Source organism: Lysobacter sp. ISL-50 (assembly GCF_018612875.1).
Lineage (GTDB): Bacteria > Pseudomonadota > Gammaproteobacteria > Xanthomonadales > Xanthomonadaceae > Lysobacter.
Genome location: NZ_JAGGRI010000007.1, coordinates 156,141 through 181,377 on the forward strand (window position 1 = coordinate 156,141; position 25,237 = coordinate 181,377).

Sequence of the window (25,237 nt, forward strand, 5' to 3'; positions counted from 1 at the left end):
CATGACTCCCCTGATTTTCGTCACCGGCGGCGTGGTGTCCTCCTTGGGTAAGGGCATCGCAGCGGCCTCGTTGGCGGCCATCCTCGAAGCGCGCGGCCTGCGCGTGACGATGATGAAGCTCGACCCCTACATCAACGTGGACCCGGGCACCATGAGCCCGTTCCAGCACGGCGAGGTCTACGTCACCGACGACGGCGCCGAGACCGACCTGGACCTGGGCCACTACGAGCGCTACCTGCGCACGCGGCTGAGCCGCAAGAACTCGATCACCACCGGCCGCATCTACGAGAACGTGATCCGCAAGGAACGCCGCGGCGATTACCTCGGCGGCACCGTGCAGGTGATCCCGCACATCACCGACGAGATCAAGCGCTGCATCGTCGAGGCCACCGAAGGCTTCGATGTGGCCCTGGTCGAGGTCGGCGGCACGGTCGGCGACATCGAGTCGCTGCCGTTCCTGGAGGCGATCCGCCAGCTGCGCACCGAGCGCGGCCCCGAGCACGCCTTGTTCATGCACCTCACCCTGGTGCCGTTCATCGCCGCGGCCGGCGAGCTGAAGACCAAGCCGACCCAGCACTCGGTGAAGGAACTGCGCTCCATCGGTATCCAGCCCGACGTGCTGCTGTGCCGCAGCGAACAGCCGCTGCCCGACAGCGACCGCCGCAAGATCGCCTTGTTCACCAACGTTCCGGAAAAAGCGGTCATTTCCGCGGTCGATCTGGACAATATCTACAAGCTGCCGCAGTGGTTCCATGAGCAGGGCCTGGATGCCATCGTCCTCGACCGCCTGCGCCTGCAGCCCGGTCCGGCCAATCTGGTCGAGTGGAACGAAGTCGTCGATGCCTCCGAGCATCCGGTCGATGAAGTCACCATCGCCGTGGTCGGCAAGTACATCGACCATCAGGACGCTTACAAGTCGCTGTCCGAAGCGCTCAAGCACGGCGGCCTGCGCCAGCGCACCAAGGTCAAGCTGAAGTGGCTCGAATCCAGCGAGATCGAGCGCGACGGCGTGGAACCGCTCAAAGGCGTGGACGGCATCCTGGTGCCGGGCGGCTTCGGCGATCGCGGCTTCGAAGGCAAGGTCGCCACCGCCCGCTATGCGCGCGAAAACAACGTCCCGTACTTCGGCATCTGCTACGGCATGCAGGCGGCGGTGGTCGATTACGCGCGCCACGTGGTAGGCCTGGAAAACGCCAACAGCAGCGAGAACGACAAGCACAGCCCGCACCCGGTGATCGGCCTGATCACCGAATGGCGCACCGCCACCGGCGAAGTCGAGCGCCGCAACGAGGCCAGCGACCTGGGCGGCACCATGCGCCTGGGCCTGCAGGATCAGCGCATCAAGCCCGGCACGCTGGCGCGCGAGTTGTACGGCAAGGACGTGGTCGGCGAGCGTCACCGCCACCGCTACGAGTTCAACAACCGCTACCGCACCCAGCTGGAAGACGCGGGACTGGTGATCGCGGCCAAGTCGATGGACGACCTGCTGGTCGAGATGATCGAACTGCCGCGCAGCCAGCACCCGTGGTACCTGGCCTGCCAGGCGCATCCGGAATTCCTGTCCACGCCGCGCGACGGCCACCCGTTGTTCATCGGCTTCGTGCGCGCCGCGCGCGAGGCCAAGGCCGGCGGCAAGCTGTTGCGCGAGGTCAAGGCTTGAACCCAGCCGCGCCCCTATCGGCTGAGAGCTCGCAGGGCGCTGTGGCGCCGGGTCGGTCTGCTCGCAGCAATTTTCACGTCGCCGGCATTTGGCTGTTCGTTCTGGCGGGGGGCGTGGTGGTGACCGGGTTGGTCGCCTATGGGCTGATCCTGCGCAACCACAGCGACGGCATGGGCGTGTTGGCCACGATCATGGCCCTCGTCACCGTGGGCATCGCCGCGCCTTTGGGCCTGATCGGGGCGGTGCTGTGGTTGATCGGAGTGGTGCGTGCCAATCGTTCCGGCAATGCTCGATCATGACCGACACGCTTGTACCCGATGCCGGCCGCATCCATCTGATGGCGATCCCCCGCGCATGCGCCAACGCGCACTCATGAACCTAGGAAGCAAGCGATGAAACTCTGCGGCTTTGACGTCGGTCTCGACCAGCCTTTCTTCCTGATCGCCGGCCCCTGCGTGATCGAGTCGATGCAATTGCAGCTCGACGTCGCCGGCCAGCTCAAGGAAATCACCTCCTCGCTGGGCATTCCCTTCATCTTCAAGTCCAGCTTCGACAAGGCCAACCGCACCTCGGCGACGAGCTTCCGCGGCCCGGGCGTGGAAGAGGGGCTCAAGGTGCTGGCCGAGGTCAAGCGCCAGATCGGCGTGCCGGTGCTGACCGACGTGCACGAGTACACCCCGCTGGGCGAAGTCGCCTCGGTGGTGGACGTGCTGCAGACGCCGGCGTTCCTGTGCCGGCAGACCGATTTCATCCAGAACGTGGCGCGCGCCGGCAAGCCGGTCAACATCAAGAAGGGCCAGTTCCTGTCGCCCTGGGAGATGAAGCACGTCACCGCCAAGGCCCAGGCGGTCGGCAACGAGCAGATCATGGCCTGCGAGCGCGGCGCCAGCTTCGGCTACAACAATCTGGTCAGCGACATGCGCTCGCTGTCGGTGATGCGCGATACCGGCTGCCCGGTGGTGTTCGACGCGACCCACTCGGTGCAGTTGCCCGGCGGCATGGACGGCAAGTCCGGCGGCCAGCGCGAGTTCGTGCCGGTGCTGGCGCGCGCGGCGATCGCGGTCGGTGTCTCCGGTGTGTTCATGGAAACCCACCCGCGCCCGGAAGAGGCCCTGTCCGACGGCCCCAACGCGGTGCCGCTGCCGAAGATGCGCGGCCTGCTCGAGACCCTGGTCGAGCTGGACCGGATCACGAAGAAGAACGGGTTCCTGGAACAGGATTTCTGATGACGCGCGGCTGGGGAGTCGGAGCGTTGCGGGTACTCGTGCTGTTTACGGGCCTGAGTCTGGCCTGCGCCCCGGCCGTGGCCTGCAGGACGGTTCCCGCGCATCAGCCGCCGGCCGCGGCCGAAGTGGCCGATACCGCCGCATGGATCTTCATTGCTCACGTCGAGACGGTCCACCCGTTGACCCCGGAACAGGACGAGTTGGCGGTGCGCATCATGACCGGCAACGTGCCCATGAACGTGAGCTTCTCCTTGCCGACGCAATTGGCCGATGCCTCGTTGAAGCGCGCGCTCAAGGGGGCGGGGTATGGCGAGAAGGCGGCCTCCGCGCCCCTCGTGCTACACAGCGGCGTCAGCAACTGCGACTTCCCGCTCAGCCCCGGTGCCGACTACCTGATCCTGGCCAACCCGCCGAAAAATGCGAACGACGGCATACGCCCCTTGGCCGGTTCGTTCAAACTCGACGACACTGCGGCCAGCCGAGCCAAGCTCGCCGACCTGCAAACCCATCTTTCCACTCAGACCCCCTCGACCCCATGACCTCGATCACCCAGATCCACGCCCGCGAAATCCTCGACAGCCGAGGCAACCCGACCCTGGAAGCCGAGGTCACCCTGGCCGACGGCAGCTTTGGCCGCGCGCTGGTCCCCTCCGGCGCCTCCACCGGCAGCAAGGAAGCCGTGGAACTGCGCGACGGCGACAAGACCCGCTATCTCGGCAAGGGCGTGCGCAAGGCGGTGGAGAACGTCAACACCACCATCGCCCAGGCCGTGAAGGGCCTGGATGCGACCGATCAGGCCGGCCTGGACCGTCGCATGATCGATCTGGACGGCACCGAGAACAAAGGCCGCCTGGGCGCCAACGCGCTGCTCGGGGTTTCGCTGGCCAACGCCCATGCGGTGGCCGCCTCGAAGAAGCTGCCGCTGTGGAAGTACCTGGCCGGCGACCGTCAGGCGGTGCTGCCGGTGCCGATGATGAACATCATCAACGGCGGCGCGCATGCCGATAACAATGTCGATCTGCAGGAATTCATGATCCTGCCGGTCGGCGTGCCGAACTTCGCCGAGGCGCTGCGCGCCGGCGCCGAGGTGTTCCATGCGCTGAAGTCGGTGCTCAAGGGCCGCGGCCTGAGCACGGCGGTCGGCGACGAAGGCGGCTTCGCGCCGGACCTGCGCAGCAACGAAGAAGCGCTGGAAACCATCCTGGAAGCGATCGGCAAGGCCGGCTACAAGGCCGGCGAAGACATCCTGCTGGGCCTGGACGTCGCCTCCACCGAGTTCTTTGATAACGGCAAGTACAACCTGGTCGGCGAAGGCAAGCGCCTGACCAGCGAGCAGTTCGTCGATTTCCTCGCCAACTGGGCCGCGCAGTACCCGATCGTGACCATCGAAGACGGCATGGCCGAAGACGATTGGAACGGCTGGAAGCTGCTGACCGACAAGATCGGCAACAAGGTGCAACTGGTCGGCGACGATCTGTTCGTGACCAACCCGAAGATCTTCGCCGAAGGCATCGACAAGCACGTCGCCAACGCGATCCTGATCAAGGTCAACCAGATCGGCACCCTGACCGAAACCCTGGAAGCCATCGCCATGGCCGATCGCGCCAAGTACGCGGCGGTGATCTCGCACCGTTCGGGCGAAACCGAGGACACCACCATCGCCGACCTCTCGGTCGCCACCACCGCGACCCAGATCAAGACCGGTTCGCTGTGCCGCAGCGATCGCGTGGCCAAGTACAACCAGCTGCTGCGCATCGAAGAAGCGCTGGGCGCGGGCGCCCGCTACGCCGGCCGCGACGCGTTCGTGTCGCTGCGTCGCTGAGTCCGGCCCAGACGCAATGGCTTCGATGTCGAGCAAGCGCTGGCTGATCGCGCTGGTGCTGGCGTTGCTGGCGCTGCTCGCTTTCCTGCAATACCGCCTGTGGTGGGCCGGCGGCGGCAGCGGCGGCAGCGTCGCCGCGCTGCAGGCCCAGGTCGATGGCCAGACCCGCGAAAACCAGGGCTTGCAGCAGCGCAACGACGCCCTGGCCGCGGAAGTGGAAGACCTCAAGTCCGGCGAAGCCGCAGTCGAGGAGCGCGCGCGCAGCGAACTGGGCATGATCAAGCCCGGTGAGACTTTCTATCGCGTGGTCGAAGCCAAGCCGCAGCAGCCCGGCCCGAACGCCGCCGCCGCGGTCAGCGCGGTGCAGAACGGCGCCGTGCAGGACGATCCGGCCGGCAACGACGGCGCCAGCCTGGAAGAACAGGTGGACGAGCCGCCGACCGAACTACCGCCGCAGACGCCGGACCCGCAACCCATGCCGGCGCCGGTGCAAGAGCGGCCGGGGCATTGAGGCGGGCGATGGCCGCGATGATGGGCGCGATCGATCGTCGCCGCGGATGCCGGCGATGATCTGGGCCGTGCTTCCCGCCGCCGGACGCGGCCAACGCTTCGGCGGCGACACGCCGAAGCAATATCTGCACGCCGCCGGCAAACCCCTGATCGAACATGCGCTGAGCGCCTTGCTGGCGCATCCGCGCGTGGCCGGCGCGATGGTCGCGCTGTCGGCCAACGACGCTGCGTGGCCGGGCTGGACGCAGTTACACGGCAAGCCGGTGCTGCGTTGCGTGGGCGGCGGCGAACGCGCCGATTCGGTGCTCGCCGCCTTGCGCGCGCTGCCGGCTGAACTCGACGGCGACACGCTGGTGCTGGTGCACGACGCCGCGCGTCCCAATCTGCGCGGCGACGACATCGAGCGATTGATCCTGGCCGCCGAAACCGGCGACCAGGGCGCGATCCTCGGCGCGCCGTTGCGCGACACGCTCAAGCGCGCCGGCGACGGCCGCATTATCGCCACCGAACCGCGCGACGGCCTGTGGCGCGCGTTCACGCCGCAGGCTTTCCGCCGCGCCGCGTTGACCGCGGCGCTGGCCGATGCCGCCGCCGCCGGCGTGGTGGTGACCGACGAAGCCTCGGCGATGGAACGTGCCGGTTTCCGCCCATGTCTGGTCGAAGGCCGCGAGGACAATCTGAAAGTCACCACGCCGGCGGATCTGGCGCTGGCGCAGTTTCTGTTGCAATCAGATCGTGAATGAAGCGTCAGCGAGCTGCCGCGGCTTTTTTGTTGTAGGAGGGAGCTTTAGCCCCGATGCTTTCCGCTCCGATTTTGTGGGAGGGAGCTTTAGCCCCGATGCTTTTCGGTCAGGCTTGCCGCGTCGGAGCGGAAAGCATCGGGGCTAAAGCTCCCTCCCACAACTGAAAAGCATCGGGGCTAAAGCTCCCTCCTACAACAAAAGCCCGCATTCCCGGCAATGACGGGCAAAATAGACGCATTGATCGGCGAGCGTCCGCTTGCAACCCGACTTTCCATCCGACTCCTGAGGCAACCATCTCCATGCGCATCGGCCAAGGTTACGACGTGCACGCCTTCGGCGAGGGCGACCACATCATGCTCGGCGGCGTGCGCGTGCCGCACGATCGCGGCGTGCTCGCGCATTCCGACGGCGATGTGGCGCTGCACGCGCTGTGCGATGCGATGCTCGGCGCGCTCGCGCTGGGCGACATCGGCAAGCATTTTCCGCCCAGCGACGAACGCTGGCGCGGCGCCGACAGCCGCCAGTTCCTGCGGCATTGCAATGCCTTGATCGGCGAGCGCGGCTACAAGCTCGGCAACGCCGACGTCACCGTGATCTGCGAGCGGCCCAAGGTCGGCCCGCATGCGCAGGCCATGCGCGAGGCGATCGCGGCCGATCTGGGCGTGCCGGCCGATGCGATCAGCGTCAAGGCCACCACCACCGAACAACTGGGTTTCACCGGCCGCGGCGAAGGCATCGCGGCGATGGCCGTGTGCCTGTTGGTCCGCGCATGAGCCAGGTTCACGATCCGGCCGCGGACACCGGCCTGCCGCGCGCGCACGGCGAGCCCGCGCTGCGCGCGCGCATCCGCAGCGCGCCGGAGGACTTCCGCGTCGAGGAACTGCCCGGTTTCGAAGCCAGCGGCAGCGGCGAGCATCTGTTGCTGACCATCGAAAAGCGCGGCATGAACACCGCTTTCGCCGCCAAGCGCCTGGCCGAGTGGGCCGGGATCGGCGAGGTCGGCATCGGCTACGCCGGGCTCAAGGATCGCCACGCGGTCACCGTGCAGCGTTTCAGTGTGCATCTGCCCAAGCGCATCGCGCCGGATCTGGCCGCGCTGGAAAGCGATGAGATGCACGTGCTCGAACACCAATGGCACGCGAAGAAATTGCCACGCGGCGCGCTGGCCGGCAATCGCTTCGTGCTGCGCCTGCGCGAGGTGGAAGGCGAGCGCGCGGCGATCGACGCGCGCCTGACCCGCATCGCCGAACGCGGCGTGCCGAACTACTTCGGCGAGCAGCGTTTCGGCCGCGACGGCGACAACGTCGCCAACGCGCTGGCGATGTTCGCCGGCCGGCGCATGCGCCGCGAGCAGCGCAGCCTGCTGTTGTCGGCGGCGCGTTCGGAATTGTTCAACCGCGTGCTGGCCGCGCGCGTGCGCGACGGCAGTTGGGACGGATTGCGCGAGGGCGCGCCGTTGCCCGGCGAAGTCTGGTCGCTGGCCGGCAGCCGCAGCGTGTTCGGGCCGGAACCGTGGGGCGATGCGCTGGCCGCGCGCCTGGCCGGGTTCGACATCCATCCCAGCGGGCCGTTGTGGGGCCGCGGCGAGTTGCGCAGCCTCGATGCGGTGCGTGCGCTGGAGCTGGAGGCGATGGCCGGCGATCAGGCCGTGGCCTTGCGCGCCGGCCTGGAAGCGGCCGGCATGGATCAGGAGCGGCGCGCGCTGCGACTGCGTCCGGACGGGTTGAGTTGGCAGTGGCTCGACGACGGCGCGCTGGAAGTCGCCTTCGTGCTGCCGGCCGGGGCTTACGCCACCGTGGTGCTGGCGGAGTTGGGGCAGATCGACGGCGCGCGTTAATTCATGGATTTTGTAGGAGGGGCTTCAGCCCCGATGCTTTTCTTTCAGATCGCCGCTAGCAGCCCAGGCCTGATCTGAAAGAAAAGCATCGGGGCTGAAGCCCCTCCTACAAAAGACTTTCTGGCGGCGCATTGGCCGCTGTGCGGCCCCGGTCGATCGGCCGCGCGATGTCCTGAAACCATCTATTCAGTTCCCGAGACGCCGCATTCGGACGCCGGAAACGACCGCTTGTCGGATGGTATCGGACGGCACTGGCTCACGGTTTGCGCCGGCGTATAAGCCGAGTTAACAGCGGGCAGGGGCCTGCTGCCGCCCGGCGCCCAGCGCGACCGGGTTTCACGCGTCAGGGAGCCAGCGTCATGAACGCATTGTCGCGTACCGTCGTCCTGTCGTTGTCGATCCTGGGCCTGGCCGCTTGCGCCGGCACCCAGAGCAAATCGACCTACGTCGAACCGAGCATGTCCAATCACCAGATCGCCGGCATGAGCCGCGACGACCGTTATGTTTCCGCGGTCGAGCGTCTGGCGCGAAAGCGCGGGATCGAGGTGATGTGGGTCAACCCGCCGGATCGGCGCAAGCTGATCAGCGAGGCGACGCCACAATAATCGGCCGACGCTGGCGCCGGCGATCGCGCCGGCGCCGGCATTCGCAACGGTTCAACGCCGCCGCTGCGATTTGGCCAGCAACACCACCACCGCTCCGGTGCCGCCTTGCGCAGGCGGCGCGGAGTGGAAGGCGAGGATGTCCGCGCGCTGCCGCAGCATCCGATCGACCAGATTCTTCAATACCGGCGCGCCGCGGCTGTCGAGGTAATCGTTGACGCCGTTGCGGCCCTTGCCGTGGATGATCCGCACGCAACCCAGCCCGTGTTCGCGCGCGTCGTTGAGAAACGCGCGCAGCAGGGCTTCGGCCTCGCGCACCGGGCTGCCGTGCAGGTCCAGTTCCTCTTGCGCGGACATCTCGCCGCGGCGCAGCCGGGCGAACACTTTCGGCGGCAGTTCGTCGCGGCGATAGCTCAGCGCGTCGCCGGCTTCCAGCAGGCTTTGATCGAGGGCGTGGCGGAATTCGTCGCGCGCCAGCGCTTCGTCGCGCTCGGCCATGCACGGCAACGGCCGCGGCTTGGGCGCGGCCGGCGGCGGCGCAGCATCGGGCAGGCGGCGCACCTCGCCGATCGCGGCGCGGAACAGGGCCGCGTCGTCGTCGCCGTCGGTGTCTTCGTCGGGGCGGTCGGGCAGGGGCGTCATCGGCACAGGATAATCGCCGCGCGGCGCATGCGCGGGCGGCATCGCCGCGATCGCGCGCCCGGCGGCGCGGCGCCCGCGAATAAAAGCCCCGGCCCTTCCATGGGAACTGCGACCCGTCGGTATCGGGCCTGCACCGGGGAAACAGGTGTCAGGAACGGTGCTCCGCCGCGAAGTCCCCTCGCACCGTGCGCCGCGCATGTGTCGGCGGGCGCCGTGTGAGTGAAGTGGACCACGCGCGGCGGCGGGCGCGAGGCGGCGACTGTCAAAACTGACAGGCCGGGCGGGGCGGCGGGGTGGGCGGGATCGCGGCCGCGAACCCGCGAAGAATCGTGCGCGGCCGCGGATTGGGACCGCGCTGGACGGTGTCGCGGGCTGCGAGCGAATCGGCCGATTAAGCAAAGTCGCCGCGCGTCCTCGCGGCACGGATGCGCGGTTCGGCCCGCGTCGTCCCAGCCGATGCGAACCGTCAGCGCCCCGCGCGCGTCACAGCACGATCAGGCCCATCGCCACCGCGCGCGCGCAGGCCGCGCGCCGGCCCTTGACGCCGAGCTTGCGCGAGACCTGCTGCAGATGAAAATTCACCGTGCGCTCGCTGATGCGCAGGATCATCGAGATTTCCCACGAGGTCTTGCCGATCGCCGACCAGCGCAGCACCTCGCGCTCGCGCGCGCTCAGCCGCGGCGCGCCGACCGGGCGGCGCAGCAGCCGATCCATCGCCGCGTGCATGCAGCTGACGAAATACACCGACTCGCCGAGCACCGGCAGAAGTTCGCGCGGGTCCAGCCGCGACTGCAGGGTGAAGGTAGTGAACGCCCACTGCGTGCCCGGCGACCAGCTCGGCACGGTGATGCCGCCGTGCAGGCCGAATTCGCCGGCCTGCACCAGGGTCTTGCGCGTGCGCAGCGCCAGCGCGATGCGCGGCGCCTCGTAACTGGTGTGTCCGCGCGAATTCCACGCCACCGCCGGAAAGCCTTCGCGCGACAGCACGATGCGCGGATCGGTCTGCTCCGAATCCGGCGTGGCCAGGCGCGGATAGGTCTTCGACCAATCGCTGTCGAAATCTTCGAAAAACACGAAGTCGCCGCCGTCGCCGAGCGGCTCGCGCAGCTTGGTCGCGTAACCGTGATGCCGGAACCCGGCCGCCCGCGTATAGGCGGTGGTGGCCGCTTTGACTTCCTCCAGCGTGCCGGCGCGCATTACCCGATCGATATGATCCCAATACTCCATGCCGTACCTGTATACCTGCGTCCCGGCGGGCCGCGACCATCATACGCCGGCCCGCCGCGGGCCGCGGCGCGGGAAGGCGGTCGCCCTATCGGGTATCATTCGGGCTCTGATTGCCAGCCTTTTTCTCAGCGGAGCCTCATGCGCGTATTGGTCAGCAACGACGACGGCGTCGACGCGCCCGGCATCCGTATCCTCGCCCAGGGGCTGCGCGACGCCGGTCACGAAGTGCTGGTGGTCGCTCCCGATCGCGATCGTTCCGGCGCGAGCAATTCGCTGACGCTGGACATGCCGGTGCGGGTGAATCAGCTCGACGAGCGCACCTGGCGCGTCTACGGCACGCCCACCGACTGCGTGCACGTGGCCCTGGCCGGCATGCTCGAGCTGGAACCGGACATCGTCGTGTCCGGGATCAACAACACCGCCAACATGGGCGACGACGTCATCTATTCGGGCACCGTCGCCGCGGCGATGGAAGGCCGGTTCCTGGGCCTGCCGGCGGTGGCGATGTCGCTGGCCACCGCCGATCACCACGGCCGCCACTACGAAACCGCCGCGCGCGCCGCGGTCGAGATCATCGCCCGCCTGCGCACCGATCCGCTGCCGGCCGACACCATCCTCAACGTCAACGTGCCCGATCTGCCCTGGTCGCAGGTCGCCGGTTTCGAAGTCACCCGGCTGGGCAACCGCCATCGCGCCGAGGCCTGCATCGAGCAGAAAGACCCGCGCGGCCGCCAGTGGTGGTGGATCGGTCCGGCCGGCGCCGAGGCCGACGCCGGCCCGGGCACGGATTTCCAGGCCGTGCGCACCGGCAATATCTCGATCACCCCGATCCACGTCGATCTGACCCGCTATCAGGCGCTGGAACAGGTCGCCAGCTGGGTCGGCGGCCTGGCCGCGGCGCTGGACGCGCCGGCGGCCGACGCCTCGGCGGAGCGCCGGGCATGATCCAGCGCATGCGCCTGCAGCCCGAAGCCATCGGCAGCGGCCTGACCTCGCAGCGCGTGCGCGACCGCCTGGTCGAGCGCCTGCGCGAGGCCGGCATCCGCGACGAACGCGTGCTCAACGCGATCCGCACCGTGCCGCGCCATCTGTTCGTCGATGAAGCCCTGGCGATGCGCGCCTACGAAGACACCGCGCTGCCGATCGGCCACGGCCAGACCATTTCCCAGCCGTGGGTGGTGGCGAGGATGACCGAGGCGCTGTTCGAGGACGGCGTGCCGGCCAAGGTGCTGGAGATCGGCACCGGCTCGGGTTACCAGGCCGCGATCCTGGCCGCGCTGGGCCTGGAAGTGCACACCGTCGAGCGCATCGGCGAGTTGCTGCGCACCGCGCGCAAGCGCTTCCGCCAGCTCGGCCTGAACGTGCGCAGCAAGCACGACGACGGCCGCATCGGCTGGCCCGAGAACGGCCCCTTCGACGCGATCATCGTCACTGCCGCCGCGCCGGCGCTGGTCGATGCATTGACCGATCAGCTCGCCGTCAACGGCACGCTGATCGCGCCGGTCGGCGCATCGTCCTCGCAGTCGCTGCTCAAGCTGCGCAAGGACGCCGACGGCAACATCGTCCAACACACGCTCGCGCCGGTGGTGTTCGTGCCGCTGCTGTCGGGCATGATCGACTGACCCTCGCAGCCGACAGGAATTCCCCCCTTGAAGATTTTCGGCCCGCTCTACGAGCGCACCATCACCTGGGCCCGGCACCGGCACGCGCCGGCCTACCTGACCGGCCTGAGCTTCATCGAGGCGATCATCTTCCCGGTGATGCCCGAGGTGATGCTGGCGCCGATGTCGGTGGCGCAGCCGCGGCGCGCGTTCTGGTTCGCCACCTTGAGCCTGATAGGCTCGATGGCCGGCGCGCTGGTGGGCTATGCGCTGGGCCATTACGCCTTCGAAGCGCTGAAGCCGATGTTCGCCGCGCTGGGCATGCTGCCGGCGATCGAGTCGGGCATCGCCACCGTGCAGGCCAAGATGGTCGAGTCGCCGTGGGCGGTGTTCGCGTTCCTGGTGCTCGGCGGCTTCATGCCGATTCCGATGAAGGTGTTCACCTGGGCGTCGGGCATCGTCGGCGTGCCTATGTTGCAATACATCCCGAGCATGTTGATCGGCCGCGGCAAGCGCGTGTATCTGCTGGCGCTGGCGATCCGCATCGGCGGCGAACGCGCCGAGCAGGCGCTGCGGCGCTACATCGAGCCGATCGGCTGGATCGCCACCGCGCTGGTGGTGGCCGCGGTCGCCTGGTTGGTCTGGCGTTCACAGCACTGAGCCGGGCCTGACGCCACACTGGCGCAGGCGGCAATACCCCACCGGCGCACCACCGGACACAACGCGCGCGAGCAGCGGCGCGGCAAGAGGACAGGCATGAGCAAGACGACCCGAACCCCGACCTTGGCGATGGCTTCCTGCGTATTGGCCTCGCTCGTCCTGATCGGTTGTTCGAGTACGGTCGTCCGCGAACCCAACCGCGGCGGCGGACGCCCCAGCGCCTCGCGCCCGAGCGGCTCGCGTCCCGCGCCGCCGCCGGCGTCGCGGCCGAAGTACGGCGCCACCGTCACCGTCCAGCGCGGCGAAGGCCTGTATCGCATCGCCACCAACAACGGCATCCAACTGGCCGACTTGGCCGCCTGGAACAATCTGTCGCCGCCTTACAGCCTGTATCCCGGCCAGCGCCTGCGCCTGTATCCGCAAAGCGGCGGCCGGCCCTCGTCGGGTTCGGCCGGCGGTGCTTCTCCGGTCGCCGGCGGCACCACCACCGCGCCGCGGCCGAGTACGCCGCCGCCGGTTGCGGCCGCGCCGGTCGACAGCGGCATCCGCTGGCGCTGGCCGTCCGACGGCCCGCTGCTGGGCCGTTACCTCGCTAACGAACCAACCAAGCAGGGCATCGACATCGGCGGCGCCAGCGGCGCCCCGGTGCGCGCGGCCGCCGACGGCGTGGTCGTTTATTCGGGCACCGGCCTGGTCGGCTACGGCGAGCTGATCATCGTCAAGCACAACGAACAATGGCTGTCGGCCTACGGCCACAACCGCAAGCGGCTGGTCAACGAAGGCCAATTGGTCAAGGCCGGCGACCAGATCGCCGAGATGGGCCGCAGCGGCGCGGCGCGCGACATGCTGCACTTCGAAGTGCGCTACAACGCCAAGCCGGTCGATCCGATGTTGTACCTGCCGGCGAAATAGTCGCTCTCGCGAATCGTCTGAAGGATCAGCATGTCGACACCGCCGGATGCAACCCGGGCCGGGCCGCCGCCGGGCTCGCCCGATGACGGCGACGATCTTCGATGGGACGGCATCGAAGCCACGCCAGGGCTGATCCAGACCCGGCCGCTCGATGCGGGCGACCGCGAGGTGTTGGTCTGCATGCAGTCGGGCGCCAGCGGAATCATCGGTTTCGTGGGCGCGATGGCCCTGATCATCGCGATCGTATTCGGGGTGACCGGGATCTACAGCCTGGACATTCGCGCGGTCGCGGCCATCGTTTTTGGCGTTGTCTGCGTCCTGGTCGCACCGGCCTTTTTGATGTCGAAAGAGGACGTCAGGCTGCGCTCGGATCTGGATGCCGGCATCAAACTGATCGTATCCGGCCGCATCGACCGCATGGGCTCCGAAGAGGGCGACGGCCCCGGTTTCGTTACCGTGCTGAGCGGCGAAACGCCACCGCGGAAGCTCGAGTTTTTCGTGGAAAAGCGTTTGTACCAGTTGGTCAAGCCGGAAGACATCGTGCGTATTGCCTACGTTCCGCTCAGCAAGACGATCCTTCAGCTGAAGGCCGGGCATTGCAGCTACTGCCGGCGCCCGGACCCGACCAAGGGCGCGGCGAATACGGCGGCGTGAGGGGCGCGGCACCGCGTGTCCCGCCCGGACGGCGCGTTAGGATGGAATCTGTCGAAGCTCGCGCGGCTGGCGAAACAGTCTGAAGGATCAGCATGTCGGCACCGCCGGAACAAACGCAGACCCAGCCGCTGAGCCAGGACGAGATCGCTCGCCTGGATGCGCTCAAGTCCGATGGCGCGCTTTCGGGGATAGCGTTCTTCGTGATCACGCTCTTAGTGGTGATGGTGACGTGGGAGCGTTACGGCGTTTTCTGGACGGTGATGGCGTTGCTGGCCGGCCTGGCGATGACCGCGCTGACGGTGCTGGTCAGCTACAGCACGAGTACGAGCCTGCAGGCCGATATCGACGGCGGCATCAAGCGGCTGGTCGCGGCGAAGGTGGTGAAAGTCGTTCATGGCGGCGAGCAGTCGCGCTATCGCATCGAACTGCTGACGCAGGAAACGCCGCCGTGCAAGCTCGAATTCACCCTGCCGGAACGTGAGTTCTTCGAGGTCGAGTACGGCGAGCAAGTCCAGGTCGCCTATGCGCCGGCCAGCAAGACCGTCATCAACGTCGTCGCGGTGGGCTACGAATACACGCTCGGTGCGGAGGATGCGGCCTGGCAGGCCGCAGTGGAGCAAAACGACTCGGCGCAGGCGCGTCTGGAACTGCGCAGGACGCAGCGCGATGCGGCGCGAAAGCTGCGGCAGGCGACGGCGTCCGCGCAACCGGCGGGCGATACCCCTGACGATGTCTGCGAACTTCGCCCGCAAGCAACTGTGAGCATGGACAGCACGCCGCAGCGGGCAGCGCCGCGCATTACCGAGCCGCTCAGCGCGCGCGACCGGGACCGGCTGGCTCCGACGCGAATGGGTGGTTGCCGAATCGTCGCTTTCCTGGGCGTTCTGGGATTGGTTTTCGCGGCGATATGGGCGCTGGCCGGAATGGGCGGCATCGGCGCTGGAGCGAGCGCAGCGACCGCCGCCATTACGGTCGTCGTTCTCGGCTGGGTCGGTTTCATGCTGGCGAATGAAGACGACAAGTTGCAGTCGGATCTCGATGAAGGAATCAAGGTGAGCGTCCGCGGCCGCATCAGCCATATGCGCACCGAGAGTTCCGAAGGCGGCAGCCCCTACAGCTTCATCACGGTGACGACCGATGAATCGCCGCCGCAGACGATCATGTTCGTGGTGGAGAGCCGCTTGTACCATGCGCTGCTGCCGGAAGATGCGGTGCGCATCGTCTACGTCCCGGTGAGCAAGACGATTCTGCATCTGCAAACCGACACCTACCGTTATTCCTTGCGCCAGAAATCGGACTGAGCGCGATCCACGGCGACCCGGGCGCGATGGCGCCGATGTCTGTGCGGTCGTCGGTGGCGATGTCCTGAAATCGCGCCGGCTCAGCGACCCCGATGCCGGACGTTTTGGCGCGATACCTCGAAGACAGGGACGGCCCGCTGCCGCAGATCGAACTCGCCTTCGTCGAGGGCGACTGCGTGGTCACAGCGCTCGGTATCTGTTCGGCGCCTGCCACGCCAGTGACATCTGCAATAGCACGAAACGAACCAATAGCACTGGTGAGCGCCTGGCCGTCGCAACTAGCATCGACATGAAGCCGTGCGGCGTTCGCCGTGCGCCGGTCCACTCGATGAGGCGTGCATGAAGTCAGCGATATGGGCGGGTGTGTTGAGCATGACGCTGTCGTTCGCCCCGTCCACTGCGATTGCCGCCGAAAGCGCGACGAAAACGCCGGACGAATCCGCGATTCCCCCCGAGCGCGCCGTCCAGGTGTTCGCGCTGGCGCGCACATTGTGCGAACGCGACGCCGGCGAGCTGTGGGGCGCATCGTTGTGCGCGCCGATCATGCTGGTGGATCCGAAAACCCGCGCCATCCTCGCCAGCCAGGCGGATGCCGACGGCGCCTTGAAGGTCAGCGGCGCGGTCTTCATCGGCAGCCTGCCGGCCAAGGACAACGCCGCCAATACCGCGACGCACTGGTCGGGCACGCACTGGACTCAGCTGGTCTGGCCGTTGCCCGAGGATGCGGCGCGGCGCTCGGTACTGATCGCGCACGAACTGTTCCACCGCTTGCATCCGCAGTTGCGCATCGCTGCCGTGGAAGGCGGCGACAATACGCATCTGGATACGTTCGAAGGCCGTTACGCGTTGCAACTGGAATGGCGCGCGCTGGCCGCCGCGTTGCTGGCCGATGATAAGCAGGCCCAGCGTCTGGCCATCGACGATGCGCTGGCGTTCCGCGCCGATCGTTATCGGCGTTTCCCCAAGGCCGCGAACGACGAGGCCGCGCTGGAACTCAACGAAGGCCTGGCCGAATACACCGGCGTGATGGTCGGCGAGGCCACGCCGGAACGGCGTCTGCAGGCCGCGCTGCACGATCTGCGCGTGCATGTCGGCGATCCGAGCTTCGTGCGTTCCTTCGCTTACGCCACCGGTCCGGCTTATGGACTGTTGCTGGACCGCCGCGCGCCGGGTTGGCGCGAACGGCTCGCGACGCCTGCGAGTCTGTATTCGCTGCTGTCCGCCACTGCGGGCGCCGACGAGAATGCGGGCACGCAGACCTTGGGCCAGCGTGCCGCGCGTTACGACGGCGCAGCCTTGCGCGAGAGCGAGCAAGTACGCGAACTCGCACGTCAGCGCGCGTTCGCGGACAACCTGCGTCGCTTTGTCGACGGCCCGGTACTGCGCGTGCCATTGCAGCATATGAATATCCAGTTCGATCCGCGCAATCTGCAAGCCTTGGGCGAGCACGGAACGGTCTATCCGGGTCTGCGCATCAGCGACGACTGGGGCACGCTGGAGGTCAGCGAAGGCGCCTTGATGAAACCCGATTGGCGCACGCTGGTTCTCGTGGCGCCGTCGAAGAAGACCCGCGGCAGCGAGGTATCGGGAGCCGGTTGGAAGCTGCGGCTCAAGTCCGGTTGGGGGTTGGCGGCCGGCGAGCGTCCAGGCGATCGGGTGTTGCAGCAAGTCGCGAAATAAGCGATGTCACGGTGCAGGACTTCAGTCTGCGCAACGCATCAGCCCGGTCCTGGTTTGATGAACGCGGTTTCCGGTGCAACGAATTCAGGCGCGGCGATGAGCGGCGACAGGAAGGCGACAGGTGGCGGCTGGATGCACGCAGTTCCGATGCAAGTGTGGAACGAGTCATGACAGGGCGCTGAGATTCGTTTTCCCCGTAAAACGCCGGCTTTGCGCATGGTCGCGGCTTGTCGGCGAAGCGACTGCGCGATCTGATGCGAATGCCGTCGTTGCCAGGGCCGCATTGCGCAAGAAAACCGGGCTTATATCGCAGATCGAAATAATCGTCGGCCGAATCGATCGAATGCATGCCGTATTCGAATACTTGTTCGGTAAATCGCGTGCTAGTGTCCGCGCCGCGGTGCGACTGTGGCTGCTGCGAGCGATGTTCTCGCGCGGCGTGCGCCTGTACCGATGCGGAATGGAACCGCAATGGAGTACGAGCGGGCCAAGGGATCGGCGCATCGACATCACCGGACGAAACCCAACCCTGCCGTTGCGCGACTTCGACGTCGCGCAAGCCGGGCTGCGTTTTTTCAGCAGTTATGTACGCATCGCGATGACGGTATCGCGTCGGTGCACACGGGTTTGTGCGCATCGCGCGAGTCGCGCATGCAAGTAAAAGCGGCGCGCGTACCTAGGGTGATTACTAGGTTCGAAATCGCACTGAACATCGATAAAAGGCTGGAAAAAACCGATGAAAGGTCGATGAAAAAATTCTGATTCGTTGCGACTGATTCGATACAAGTTACGCGCGCAACAAATGATCGTATTCGCGTCGCTTGCGCGCATTGCAGCGCAGTCGCGATGAATGTGATCGGCGCATCGCGCGAATGCGCAAACGGCGCGCAGAACTCGGAAATAAAGCTCGATGGCGCTTGACCGTCGCCCGCATGCAAGTACAGCTTCGATGCATGCGGCACGCAAAGTTTCGTTTCGCCGCCCCGCACACTTCCCCCGCCGCAAGAAGAACGCACATGCTGACCCTGAACCAAGAAGGATGGAGTCTCCCGCTCGGAGATCTCGAACCGATCACCACCTGGAACGCCCGCGCCGACACCAGTCGGCCGCTGAGCGAATTCGAACGCAGCCAGCTTGTCGCCAGGAGCGGCGGCTATTGGATGGTGCTGACGGCGCTGCTGCTCGCCGCCGCCGCCGCGGGCTCGCTGGTGTTGCCGTTCGGCTTCGGCGGCGAAGTGGCCTTCGTGGCCGCCGGCCTGGTGTTCATGCTTTCGCTGAATTTTCCGATTGCGGAAAACCGCGGGCGTTATGCGCGCGACGATATCGAGCTTGGAACCAAGGTGCTCGCCAGCGGCCGCGTCGCATCCATGCGCGTCGCCGGCGGAAAGCTGCGGCCGTACTGCATCCTCACCTTGATCAGCGACAAAGCGTCCGCGAGCACGATCGAGTTCAAGGTGCCGCGCAGTGCATATACCGCGCTGCAGAAAGATCGTCGGGTCAGCGTCTGGTACGTGCCGGCCAGCGGCATCGTGATGGAACTGGGCACGGCGTCTTATCGCTATCGCCTGGGCGACTGAGGTTTTGTCGAGCGATGTGCTCGTAGGGCTGTTAAAGGCTCTGCTTCATAGCGAGCATCCACATTTTTTGCTCGTCATTCCCGCGAACGCGGGAATCCAGCGACTTTCGTGCGAGAACGTTTGAAGTCACTGGATTCCCGCGTTCGCGGGAATGACGGGCAAAAAACGATCTTCGTTGAGTCCACGCACGATCCGCACTCATTGAGCCGCACAGAATGGCTTCAACCCGGTTGCTATTTTCCGGACGAGGCATCTGGCGACGACGAAATGATCCTGCCGTGTCCATCGAGGATGATGTACTCGTAGTTGCCGTTGATCAGATTGAACAGCACGGCTTGGCGCGGCGTGTAGGCGATACGGACGCGGTCGCCTTGCGCGATCGCGTGATAGCACGCCGACGGAACCCGGAAGCTCATGGGTGACTTCGTATCGGGAGCGCTATCGGAGTCGGGATCGACCGCGATGTCGACACTGTAATGAGTCCGCCCGGAATCGCTGTCCTCGCTCGTCCACAGCGCATGCACATAACCGTCGCGCCAGAGCTTGATGCCGCCGGCCAGATCCGCGCGCAGCGCCTGCTGATCGTGATAGATCGACAACGTCATCAGCAACCCGATCAGAAACAGCACGCCGAAGCCGAACAGCGATCCGTAGCCGTGCAGCTCCGGCCAGGCAATCACTATCCCCAGGCCCACCGCGACCGTGGCCAGACCGCCGATCAACGACAACCGGGGCGGCATCGCGGAGACTTGCGAACGCAGATGGTTCAGCTCGCGCGAATCCAGCGGCGCGCTGTCGGTCTCGTCGTGAGTGAGGCGGGTGGTCATGCAAAACCCCTGCTGGGAATCCTCGGCCTTCCGGTGCGTTTCGCGTTTATAGCGCCGGCAGATCGTTCGCGCCACTTTCGCATCGGTCGGCGTGGAAGCCATGCGCTGCCGTTTGAAGGCGTTCGCGATCTTGCGGACGGCGCAGCTCGCGTCGGGCTAGGGGCGCGCGATGCAAAGCGACGTGCGCCGGGTGTAGTCGTGTCCCCAACTGCGGAATCCGGCGGTGTCGATGTGCAGATGGCGGCGATCGTAAAAGCCCAGGCCGAAGCTGCGCGCCGCGCCTTCGCGACGCCAGAACGCGCATAACGACTGGATGTCCGCGTCGCTGGCGAGGTCGAAATCGTATGCGCCGCCGCTCATATGCCGGCTGCGTGAGCTGCCGCCTTCGCAGCGATTCAATCGCGGCTCGCGGTAGGCGGAAGTGAGCTCGGCGCCGTCGAGCAAACCGGCACGGCGCAGATCGCCGATCAAGCGCAAGGTGCGGACGGTATCGGGCCAAGCCGATTTTGGCGGCAATGCGAATTCGGCCGCGCGGCACCACCGCCAGCGTCGCCCGGAGCGCAGCAACTCGCTCATCGGTATCAGGCCGGCGACGCCTTGGGCGCGCAGGTACGCCCGATATTCGTCAACATCGGTGCGCTGGCCGGCGAGCCAGTGTTGATAACGCTCGGCCGGCGAGGGCGCTTGGCAAGCGGCGATCGAGATCGCTAACAGCGCAAACAGCAATCGAGCGCGCCGTATCGGATCGGCGCCGCGACTCACGCCGCGAGCACGAACCCCGCGACCACGCGCCGGCCTTCGCCGGCCAGCACGTTGAAGGTGCGCGCGGCGGCGGCGTTGGTCATCGATTCCAGGCCGACGCCGCGGCGCAGGCAGGCGGCCAGGGTCGCGGCCGGCGGAAACGCCTGGGCGGCGCCGCAGCCGAGCACGATCAGCTCCGGCTCCAGCGCGAACAAGGGTTCCAGGTCTTCGATCGTCAGTGAGCGCACATCGCCCACCGCCCAGTCTTCGACCAGGCGGTTCGGCGCCAACACGAAACTGCGCTCGATCCGGCGATCGTTCACCAGCGCGGCCTGGCCGTCGGCGCCGCGCAGGAAGAATTCGTGGTCGGGACGCTCGAGGGTCAGTTGCATGGGACGGGGACGGGGATGGCGGATCGGGAATCGGGAATCGGGAATCGGGAATCGGGAATCGGGAAAAGCTGGGGCGGGGCGGCTTTTACCGATTCCCGATTCCCAATTCCCGATTCCCGGCCTCTCAGGCCCTGGGCAACACGATCTGCCGCTTGTCCTTGCTCGGCCGGTACAGCACGGCGGTGTGGCCGATGCGCTGGACCAGGGCGGACTCGGTGCGCTGGGCGATCTCAGCGATCAGTGAGTCTCGGACTTCGCGGTCGTCGGCGCCGACCTTCACTTTGATCAGCTCGTGGTGTTCCAGGGCCAGGTCGATTTCGGCGACCAAGGAATCCGTCACCCCCTTACCGCCGACCTGGAGCATCGCTTTGAGGTCGTGGGCCAGTCCGCGCAGGAAGCGGGTCTGGGCGGAGGTCAGCAGGGTCGGCATCGGGTCACACGAACGGAGCGGAAAGGGCGCTCAGGGTATCATGGCGTCCCCAACCCCCACCGGGACGGCCGCCCGCTCATGGCGACCCGCAGCAAATCCAGCCAGCGCTGGCTCAAGGAACACTTCTCCGACCCCTTCGTAAAGAAGGCCAAGGCCGAAGGCTTGCGCTCGCGCGCGGCCTATAAATTAGAGGAACTGGTCGAGCGCGACCGCCTGCTCAAGCCCGGGATGATCGTGGTCGATCTGGGCGCCGCGCCCGGCGGCTGGTCGCAATGGGTCCGCAGCGAGCTGGACCGGATGAACCCGCGCCAGCCCGGACGGGTCATCGCCCTGGACATCCTGGAGATGCCCGGCCTGGCCGGGGTCGATTTCATTCTCGGCGATTTCCGCGAAGACGAGGTCCTGGCCCAGCTGGAAGCCAGCGTGGGCGGGCAGAGCGTGGACCTTGTGCTGTCCGACATGGCCCCCAATATGAGTGGCGTGGATGCGGTCGACCTGCCGCGGGCGATGCACCTTTCGGAGCTGGCGATGGATTTCGCCGACCGGCACCTGAAGGTCGAGGGTACGTTCCTGATCAAGCTGTTCCAGGGCGTGGGCTTCGACGATTACGTGCGCGAACTGCGCCGTCGCTACGCCAAGGTGTCGATCCGCAAGCCGGCGGCTTCGCGCAAGCGGTCGCCGGAGGTGTACGCGCTGGCACAGGGCAAAAAGGCCGCGATGACCTGAGCCTTGGGCTAACGGGTGATTGCACCGGGCGCTGAACCGGCCGAATCTCGGCAAGTGCCCGGCGACGGGTGTGTGACAATCTGGGCGTTACCGCCGGCGCACGAGGCGTCGGAGGACACGAGACCCCCCACACAGCCTGTGGGGTCGCAGGGTAGGAAATACATGAACGATTTGGCCAAGAATCTGCTGCTCTGGGTGATCGTCGCCGTCGTGCTGATGGTGGTGTTCCAGGCGTTCGGTCCGCGCACGCCGGGGACCGAAGTGCTCGCCTACGACCAGTTCATCAACCAGGTTCAGACCGACCGCATCAAGGAGGTCAAGATCTCCGATGATGGTGCGACGATCACGGGCAAGCGCAAGGACGACAGCTCGTTCACCACCTACAGCACGCGCGATCCCTACCTGATCAACGACCTGATCAACCATAAGGTCGTCACCGAGCAGACTCCGCCGTCGAGCAGCCCCTCGCTGATCATGATCCTGATCAACGTGCTGCCGTGGCTGCTGTTCATCGGTATCTGGGTTTATTTCATGCGCCAGATGCAGCAGGGCGGCAGCAAGGGCGCGATGAGCTTCGGCCGCTCGCGGGCCAAGCTGCAGGGCGAGGACCAGGTCAAGGTGACCCTGGCCGACGTCGCCGGCTGCGACGAGGCCAAGGAAGAAGTCGGCGAGCTGGTCGAGTTCCTGCGCGATCCGTCCAAGTTCCAGAAGCTCGGCGGCAAGATTCCGCGCGGCGTGCTGATGGTCGGCCCGCCCGGCACCGGCAAGACCCTGCTGGCCCGCGCCATCGCCGGCGAGGCCAAGGTGCCGTTCTTCTCGATCTCCGGTTCGGACTTCGTGGAAATGTTCGTCGGCGTCGGCGCCAGCCGCGTGCGCGACATGTTCGAGCAGGCCAAGAAGCACGCGCCGTGCATCATCTTCATCGACGAAATCGACGCGGTCGGCCGTCATCGCGGCGCCGGCCTGGGCGGCGGTCACGACGAGCGCGAGCAGACCCTCAACCAGTTGCTGGTCGAGATGGACGGTTTCGAAGGCGGCGAAGGCGTGATCGTGATCGCCGCGACCAACCGCCCCGACGTACTCGATCCGGCGCTGCTGCGTCCGGGCCGTTTCGACCGCCAGGTCGTGGTCGGCCTGCCCGACGTCAAGGGCCGCGAGCAGATCCTGCGCGTGCACATGCGCAAGCTGCCGCTGCATGAAGACGTCGAGCCGATGACCATCGCCCGCGGTACTCCGGGTTTCTCCGGCGCCGATCTGGCCAACTTGTGCAACGAGGCGGCTTTGTTCGCCGCGCGCGAGAACGCCAAGGACGTGCGCATGGAGCACTTCGACAAGGCGCGCGACAAGATCCTGATGGGCGCCGAGCGCCGTTCGATGGCGATGAGCGAGGACGAGAAGAAGCTCACCGCGTATCACGAAGCCGGCCACGCCATCGTCGGCCGCGTCGTGCCCGAGCACGATCCGGTCTACAAGGTCACCATCATTCCGCGCGGCCGCGCCCTGGGCGTGACCATGTACTTGCCCGAAGGCGACAAGTACTCGATGAACCGCGTGGCGATCGAATCGCAGCTGTGCTCGCTGTACGGCGGCCGCGTCGCCGAGGAATTGATCTTCGGCGTGGACAAGGTCACCACCGGCGCGTCCAACGACATCGAGCGCGCGACCAAGATGGCCCGCAACATGGTCACCAAATGGGGCCTGAGCGACGAGATGGGCCCGATCGCCTACGGCGAAGAAGAAGACGAAGTCTTCCTCGGCCGGTCGGTCACCCAGCACAAGAACGTGTCCAACGAGACCGCGCGCCGCATCGACGAAGTCGTGCGCGGGATTCTGGACAAGGCTTACGGCCGCACCTCGCAGATCCTCAAGGACAACCTCGACAAGCTGCACATCATGGCCGATGCCTTGTTGCTGTACGAAACCATCGACGCGACCCAGATCGACGCCATCATGGCCGGCCGCGAGCCGGGCCCGCCGGCGGATTGGGCCAAGTCGGGCAAGGTGTCCAAGGACGACAACCGTCCGGGCGCGATCGGCGGGCCTGCGGCGCAGACTTGATCGGATCGCGCCGCGTAAGCGGACATCGCTGAGAGAACGGGAACGCCGGAGCTTGCTTCGGCGTTTTCTTTTTGGGGTGTCTGGTGTTTGGACGAAAAGCATCGGGGCTGAAGCCCCTCCTACAAAAGACTTCGGGAATGCACGAGGTCTTTTGTAGGAGGGGCTTCAGCCCCGATGCTTTTCGATCAGCCCTCCAGCAAACCCACCCAGTGCCCAAGCGGTTAGCATTCCAATCATCGCCGCCCGCCCGGAACCGCCCATGTTCGACCTCGCCCCGACCCTGGACTGCAACGGCCGCCGCCTGACGCTCGATCGCCCGCGCGTGCTCGGCATCGTCAACGTCACGCCGGATTCCTTCTCCGACGGCGGCGCCCACGACACGCTCGAAGCGGCGGTCGCGCACGGCCTGAGGCTGGCGGAGGAGGGCGCCGACGCGCTCGACATCGGCGGCGAGTCCACCCGCCCCGGCGCCGACGAAGTCCCGCTGGAGGAAGAGCTGCGCCGCACGATTCCGGTGATCGAGCGGCTGGCGCGCGAGACCTCGCTGCCGATCAGCATCGACACCTCCAAGCCCGAAGTCATGCGCGCCGCGGTCGCCGCCGGCGCCGGCCTGATCAACGACGTCTACGCGCTGCGTCGCGAAGGCGCGCTGGATGCCGCGGCCGAACTCGGCGTGCCGGTCGTGCTCATGCACATGCTGGGCGAACCGCGCTCGATGCAACAGCAACCCGAATACGACGATGTCGTCGCGCACGTGCACCGCTTCCTGGCCGAACGCATCTTCGCCGCCGAGATGGCCGGCATCGCCAAGAAGCGCATCGTGGTCGATCCCGGTTTCGGCTTCGGCAAGACCTTGCAGCACAACCTGACCCTGCTGTCGCAGCTGGAACGCTTCACCGAACTCGGTGTGCCCGTGCTCGCGGGACTGTCGCGCAAGCGCAGCATCGGCGAGTTGACCGGGCGTGAGGACGCGCGCGAGCGCGTGCACGGTTCGGTCGCCGCGCATCTGATCGCGGCGCAGCGCGGCGCGATGCTGCTGCGCGTGCACGATGTCGCCGCGACCGTGGATGCGCTCAAGGTCTGGGCCGCGGTGGCGGCGCAGCAGATGCCCAAGCGTGCCGCGTCACCGGCCATGCCGAAGTGGCCTGACGACGAATAAAGGTCGGGTTGCCGGCGATGCCGGGGCGATGGCATGAGCCGCGGTCCGCGACCCGCGCGTATCTCCCGGTACAAGCGACGCGAATCCAAGGCCTTGACGAAATCGCGATCACGCGGCAGCGACTCGTAGCGATGCACGAAAATCGACGCCGGCACGGCGCCTGAAAATTCGCTCCGCATGCCGCGAAATCGCCTTGGCTAAAATTTAGCCGCAATGGCCGGACCCTTGCGGCATAAGGCGTGAAACACGA

28 protein-coding genes are annotated in these 25,237 nt (G+C 66.7%); 22 read left to right on the forward strand and 6 right to left on the reverse strand.

The genetic code is table 11. From position 1 onward, the window contains the following. The first annotated feature begins 1 nt into the window (after nucleotide 1). The 10 genes from J7J50_RS05295 to J7J50_RS05340 all read left to right on the forward strand — a co-directional run bounded on the left by J7J50_RS05295 (nucleotide 2) and on the right by J7J50_RS05340 (nucleotide 8,403). Nucleotides 2–1,660 (forward strand): CTP synthase, encoded by a 1,659-nt coding sequence (locus J7J50_RS05295; RefSeq protein ID WP_215056436.1) that lies wholly within the window; start codon nucleotides 2–4, stop codon nucleotides 1,658–1,660. Beyond that, nucleotides 1,657–1,959: a hypothetical protein gene (locus tag J7J50_RS05300; protein WP_215056437.1), complete on the forward strand. Its 303-nt coding sequence runs from the start codon at nucleotides 1,657–1,659 to the stop codon at nucleotides 1,957–1,959. The genes J7J50_RS05295 and J7J50_RS05300 overlap by 4 nt, the downstream gene beginning before the upstream one ends. A 93-nt stretch (nucleotides 1,960–2,052) precedes the next feature. Further along, entirely contained in the window at nucleotides 2,053–2,886 is an 834-nt protein-coding gene (kdsA, locus tag J7J50_RS05305; RefSeq protein WP_215056438.1) for a 3-deoxy-8-phosphooctulonate synthase, read from the forward strand. Then, the gene (locus J7J50_RS05310; protein WP_215056439.1) at nucleotides 2,886–3,425 is read left to right on the forward strand and encodes a hypothetical protein; all 540 of its coding nucleotides are present in this window, start codon (nucleotides 2,886–2,888) and stop codon (nucleotides 3,423–3,425) included. Before kdsA ends, J7J50_RS05310 begins: the two co-directional genes overlap by 1 nt. Further along, a complete protein-coding gene (gene eno / locus J7J50_RS05315; RefSeq protein WP_215056440.1) occupies nucleotides 3,422–4,708 on the forward strand; it encodes a phosphopyruvate hydratase in 1,287 nt (428 codons plus the stop codon). The genes J7J50_RS05310 and eno overlap by 4 nt, the downstream gene beginning before the upstream one ends. A gap of 25 nt (nucleotides 4,709–4,733) precedes the next feature. Beyond that, nucleotides 4,734–5,219, forward strand: a complete 486-nt coding sequence (ftsB, locus tag J7J50_RS25085) for a cell division protein FtsB (RefSeq protein ID WP_215056576.1) — start codon at nucleotides 4,734–4,736, stop codon at nucleotides 5,217–5,219. A 46-nt stretch (nucleotides 5,220–5,265) separates the two neighbouring features. Continuing rightward, nucleotides 5,266–5,961, forward strand: coding sequence for a 2-C-methyl-D-erythritol 4-phosphate cytidylyltransferase (gene ispD / locus J7J50_RS05325; protein WP_215056441.1), 696 nt, complete (start codon nucleotides 5,266–5,268; stop codon nucleotides 5,959–5,961). Between the two features lie 299 nt (nucleotides 5,962–6,260). Further along, nucleotides 6,261–6,734 carry a 2-C-methyl-D-erythritol 2,4-cyclodiphosphate synthase gene (gene ispF, locus J7J50_RS05330; protein ID WP_215056442.1) on the forward strand — a complete coding sequence of 158 codons (474 nt, stop codon included), beginning with the start codon at nucleotides 6,261–6,263 and terminating at the stop codon, nucleotides 6,732–6,734. Then, a complete protein-coding gene (truD, locus tag J7J50_RS05335; protein ID WP_215056443.1) occupies nucleotides 6,731–7,798 on the forward strand; it encodes a tRNA pseudouridine(13) synthase TruD in 1,068 nt (355 codons plus the stop codon). Before ispF ends, truD begins: the two co-directional genes overlap by 4 nt. Nucleotides 7,799–8,157: 359 nt before the next feature. Next, complete coding sequence (locus tag J7J50_RS05340; protein ID WP_057942180.1) at nucleotides 8,158–8,403, forward strand: hypothetical protein; 246 nt, start codon at nucleotides 8,158–8,160, stop codon at nucleotides 8,401–8,403. Between the two features lie 51 nt (nucleotides 8,404–8,454). Here the strand turns inward: J7J50_RS05340 and J7J50_RS05345 are convergent, their stop codons facing one another. Continuing rightward, nucleotides 8,455–9,042: a Smr/MutS family protein gene (locus tag J7J50_RS05345; protein WP_251044204.1), complete on the reverse strand. Its 588-nt coding sequence runs from the start codon at nucleotides 9,040–9,042 to the stop codon at nucleotides 8,455–8,457. A gap of 483 nt (nucleotides 9,043–9,525) precedes the next feature. Continuing rightward, nucleotides 9,526–10,269 (reverse strand): LuxR C-terminal-related transcriptional regulator, encoded by a 744-nt coding sequence (locus tag J7J50_RS25090; protein WP_215056445.1) that lies wholly within the window; start codon nucleotides 10,267–10,269, stop codon nucleotides 9,526–9,528. Between the two features lie 138 nt (nucleotides 10,270–10,407). Between J7J50_RS25090 and surE the strand changes: the two genes are divergently transcribed. From surE to J7J50_RS05395, 9 genes are all read left to right on the forward strand, one after another. Further along, nucleotides 10,408–11,214: a 5'/3'-nucleotidase SurE gene (gene surE, locus J7J50_RS05355; protein ID WP_215056446.1), complete on the forward strand. Its 807-nt coding sequence runs from the start codon at nucleotides 10,408–10,410 to the stop codon at nucleotides 11,212–11,214. After that, nucleotides 11,211–11,891 carry a protein-L-isoaspartate(D-aspartate) O-methyltransferase gene (locus tag J7J50_RS05360; protein WP_215056447.1) on the forward strand — a complete coding sequence of 227 codons (681 nt, stop codon included), beginning with the start codon at nucleotides 11,211–11,213 and terminating at the stop codon, nucleotides 11,889–11,891. The genes surE and J7J50_RS05360 overlap by 4 nt, the downstream gene beginning before the upstream one ends. Before the next feature lie 27 nt (nucleotides 11,892–11,918). Then, nucleotides 11,919–12,530: a YqaA family protein gene (locus J7J50_RS05365; RefSeq protein WP_057942184.1), complete on the forward strand. Its 612-nt coding sequence runs from the start codon at nucleotides 11,919–11,921 to the stop codon at nucleotides 12,528–12,530. A gap of 129 nt (nucleotides 12,531–12,659) precedes the next feature. Beyond that, a complete protein-coding gene (locus J7J50_RS05370; protein WP_251044236.1) occupies nucleotides 12,660–13,442 on the forward strand; it encodes a peptidoglycan DD-metalloendopeptidase family protein in 783 nt (260 codons plus the stop codon). 30 nt (nucleotides 13,443–13,472) lie between these two features. Continuing rightward, nucleotides 13,473–14,096, forward strand: coding sequence for a hypothetical protein (locus tag J7J50_RS05375; RefSeq protein WP_215056449.1), 624 nt, complete (start codon nucleotides 13,473–13,475; stop codon nucleotides 14,094–14,096). A 92-nt stretch (nucleotides 14,097–14,188) separates the two neighbouring features. Further along, entirely contained in the window at nucleotides 14,189–15,397 is a 1,209-nt protein-coding gene (locus tag J7J50_RS05380) for a hypothetical protein (RefSeq protein WP_215056450.1), read from the forward strand. A gap of 339 nt (nucleotides 15,398–15,736) precedes the next feature. Next, nucleotides 15,737–17,077 (forward strand): hypothetical protein, encoded by a 1,341-nt coding sequence (locus J7J50_RS05385; RefSeq protein ID WP_251044205.1) that lies wholly within the window; start codon nucleotides 15,737–15,739, stop codon nucleotides 17,075–17,077. A gap of 283 nt (nucleotides 17,078–17,360) precedes the next feature. Continuing rightward, nucleotides 17,361–17,738, forward strand: a complete 378-nt coding sequence (locus tag J7J50_RS05390) for a hypothetical protein (RefSeq protein ID WP_215097467.1) — start codon at nucleotides 17,361–17,363, stop codon at nucleotides 17,736–17,738. A gap of 256 nt (nucleotides 17,739–17,994) precedes the next feature. Further along, nucleotides 17,995–18,654, forward strand: coding sequence for a hypothetical protein (locus tag J7J50_RS05395; RefSeq protein WP_215056451.1), 660 nt, complete (start codon nucleotides 17,995–17,997; stop codon nucleotides 18,652–18,654). Nucleotides 18,655–18,887: 233 nt separating this feature from the next. Here the strand turns inward: J7J50_RS05395 and J7J50_RS05400 are convergent, their stop codons facing one another. The 4 genes from J7J50_RS05400 to yhbY form a co-directional block, all read right to left on the reverse strand. Next, nucleotides 18,888–19,481, reverse strand: coding sequence for a hypothetical protein (locus J7J50_RS05400; RefSeq protein WP_215056452.1), 594 nt, complete (start codon nucleotides 19,479–19,481; stop codon nucleotides 18,888–18,890). Between the two features lie 156 nt (nucleotides 19,482–19,637). Continuing rightward, nucleotides 19,638–20,207: a D-Ala-D-Ala carboxypeptidase family metallohydrolase gene (locus J7J50_RS05405; protein WP_215056453.1), complete on the reverse strand. Its 570-nt coding sequence runs from the start codon at nucleotides 20,205–20,207 to the stop codon at nucleotides 19,638–19,640. A gap of 32 nt (nucleotides 20,208–20,239) precedes the next feature. After that, the gene (locus tag J7J50_RS05410) at nucleotides 20,240–20,614 is read right to left on the reverse strand and encodes an Mth938-like domain-containing protein (protein ID WP_215056454.1); all 375 of its coding nucleotides are present in this window, start codon (nucleotides 20,612–20,614) and stop codon (nucleotides 20,240–20,242) included. Nucleotides 20,615–20,738: 124 nt separating this feature from the next. Continuing rightward, complete coding sequence (gene yhbY, locus J7J50_RS05415) at nucleotides 20,739–21,044, reverse strand: ribosome assembly RNA-binding protein YhbY (RefSeq protein WP_057942191.1); 306 nt, start codon at nucleotides 21,042–21,044, stop codon at nucleotides 20,739–20,741. A gap of 78 nt (nucleotides 21,045–21,122) precedes the next feature. Here yhbY and rlmE point away from each other — a divergent pair, with 78 nt between their 5' ends. The 3 genes from rlmE to folP all read left to right on the forward strand — a co-directional run bounded on the left by rlmE (nucleotide 21,123) and on the right by folP (nucleotide 24,987). Beyond that, nucleotides 21,123–21,770: a 23S rRNA (uridine(2552)-2'-O)-methyltransferase RlmE gene (gene rlmE, locus J7J50_RS05420; RefSeq protein WP_057942192.1), complete on the forward strand. Its 648-nt coding sequence runs from the start codon at nucleotides 21,123–21,125 to the stop codon at nucleotides 21,768–21,770. A 162-nt stretch (nucleotides 21,771–21,932) separates the two neighbouring features. Continuing rightward, nucleotides 21,933–23,828, forward strand: coding sequence for an ATP-dependent zinc metalloprotease FtsH (ftsH, locus tag J7J50_RS05425; protein ID WP_215056455.1), 1,896 nt, complete (start codon nucleotides 21,933–21,935; stop codon nucleotides 23,826–23,828). A 259-nt stretch (nucleotides 23,829–24,087) separates the two neighbouring features. Continuing rightward, on the forward strand, nucleotides 24,088–24,987 hold the full coding sequence (gene folP, locus J7J50_RS05430) for a dihydropteroate synthase (RefSeq protein ID WP_215056456.1): 900 nt from the start codon (nucleotides 24,088–24,090) through the stop codon (nucleotides 24,985–24,987). The last annotated feature ends 250 nt before the right edge of the window (nucleotides 24,988–25,237 follow it).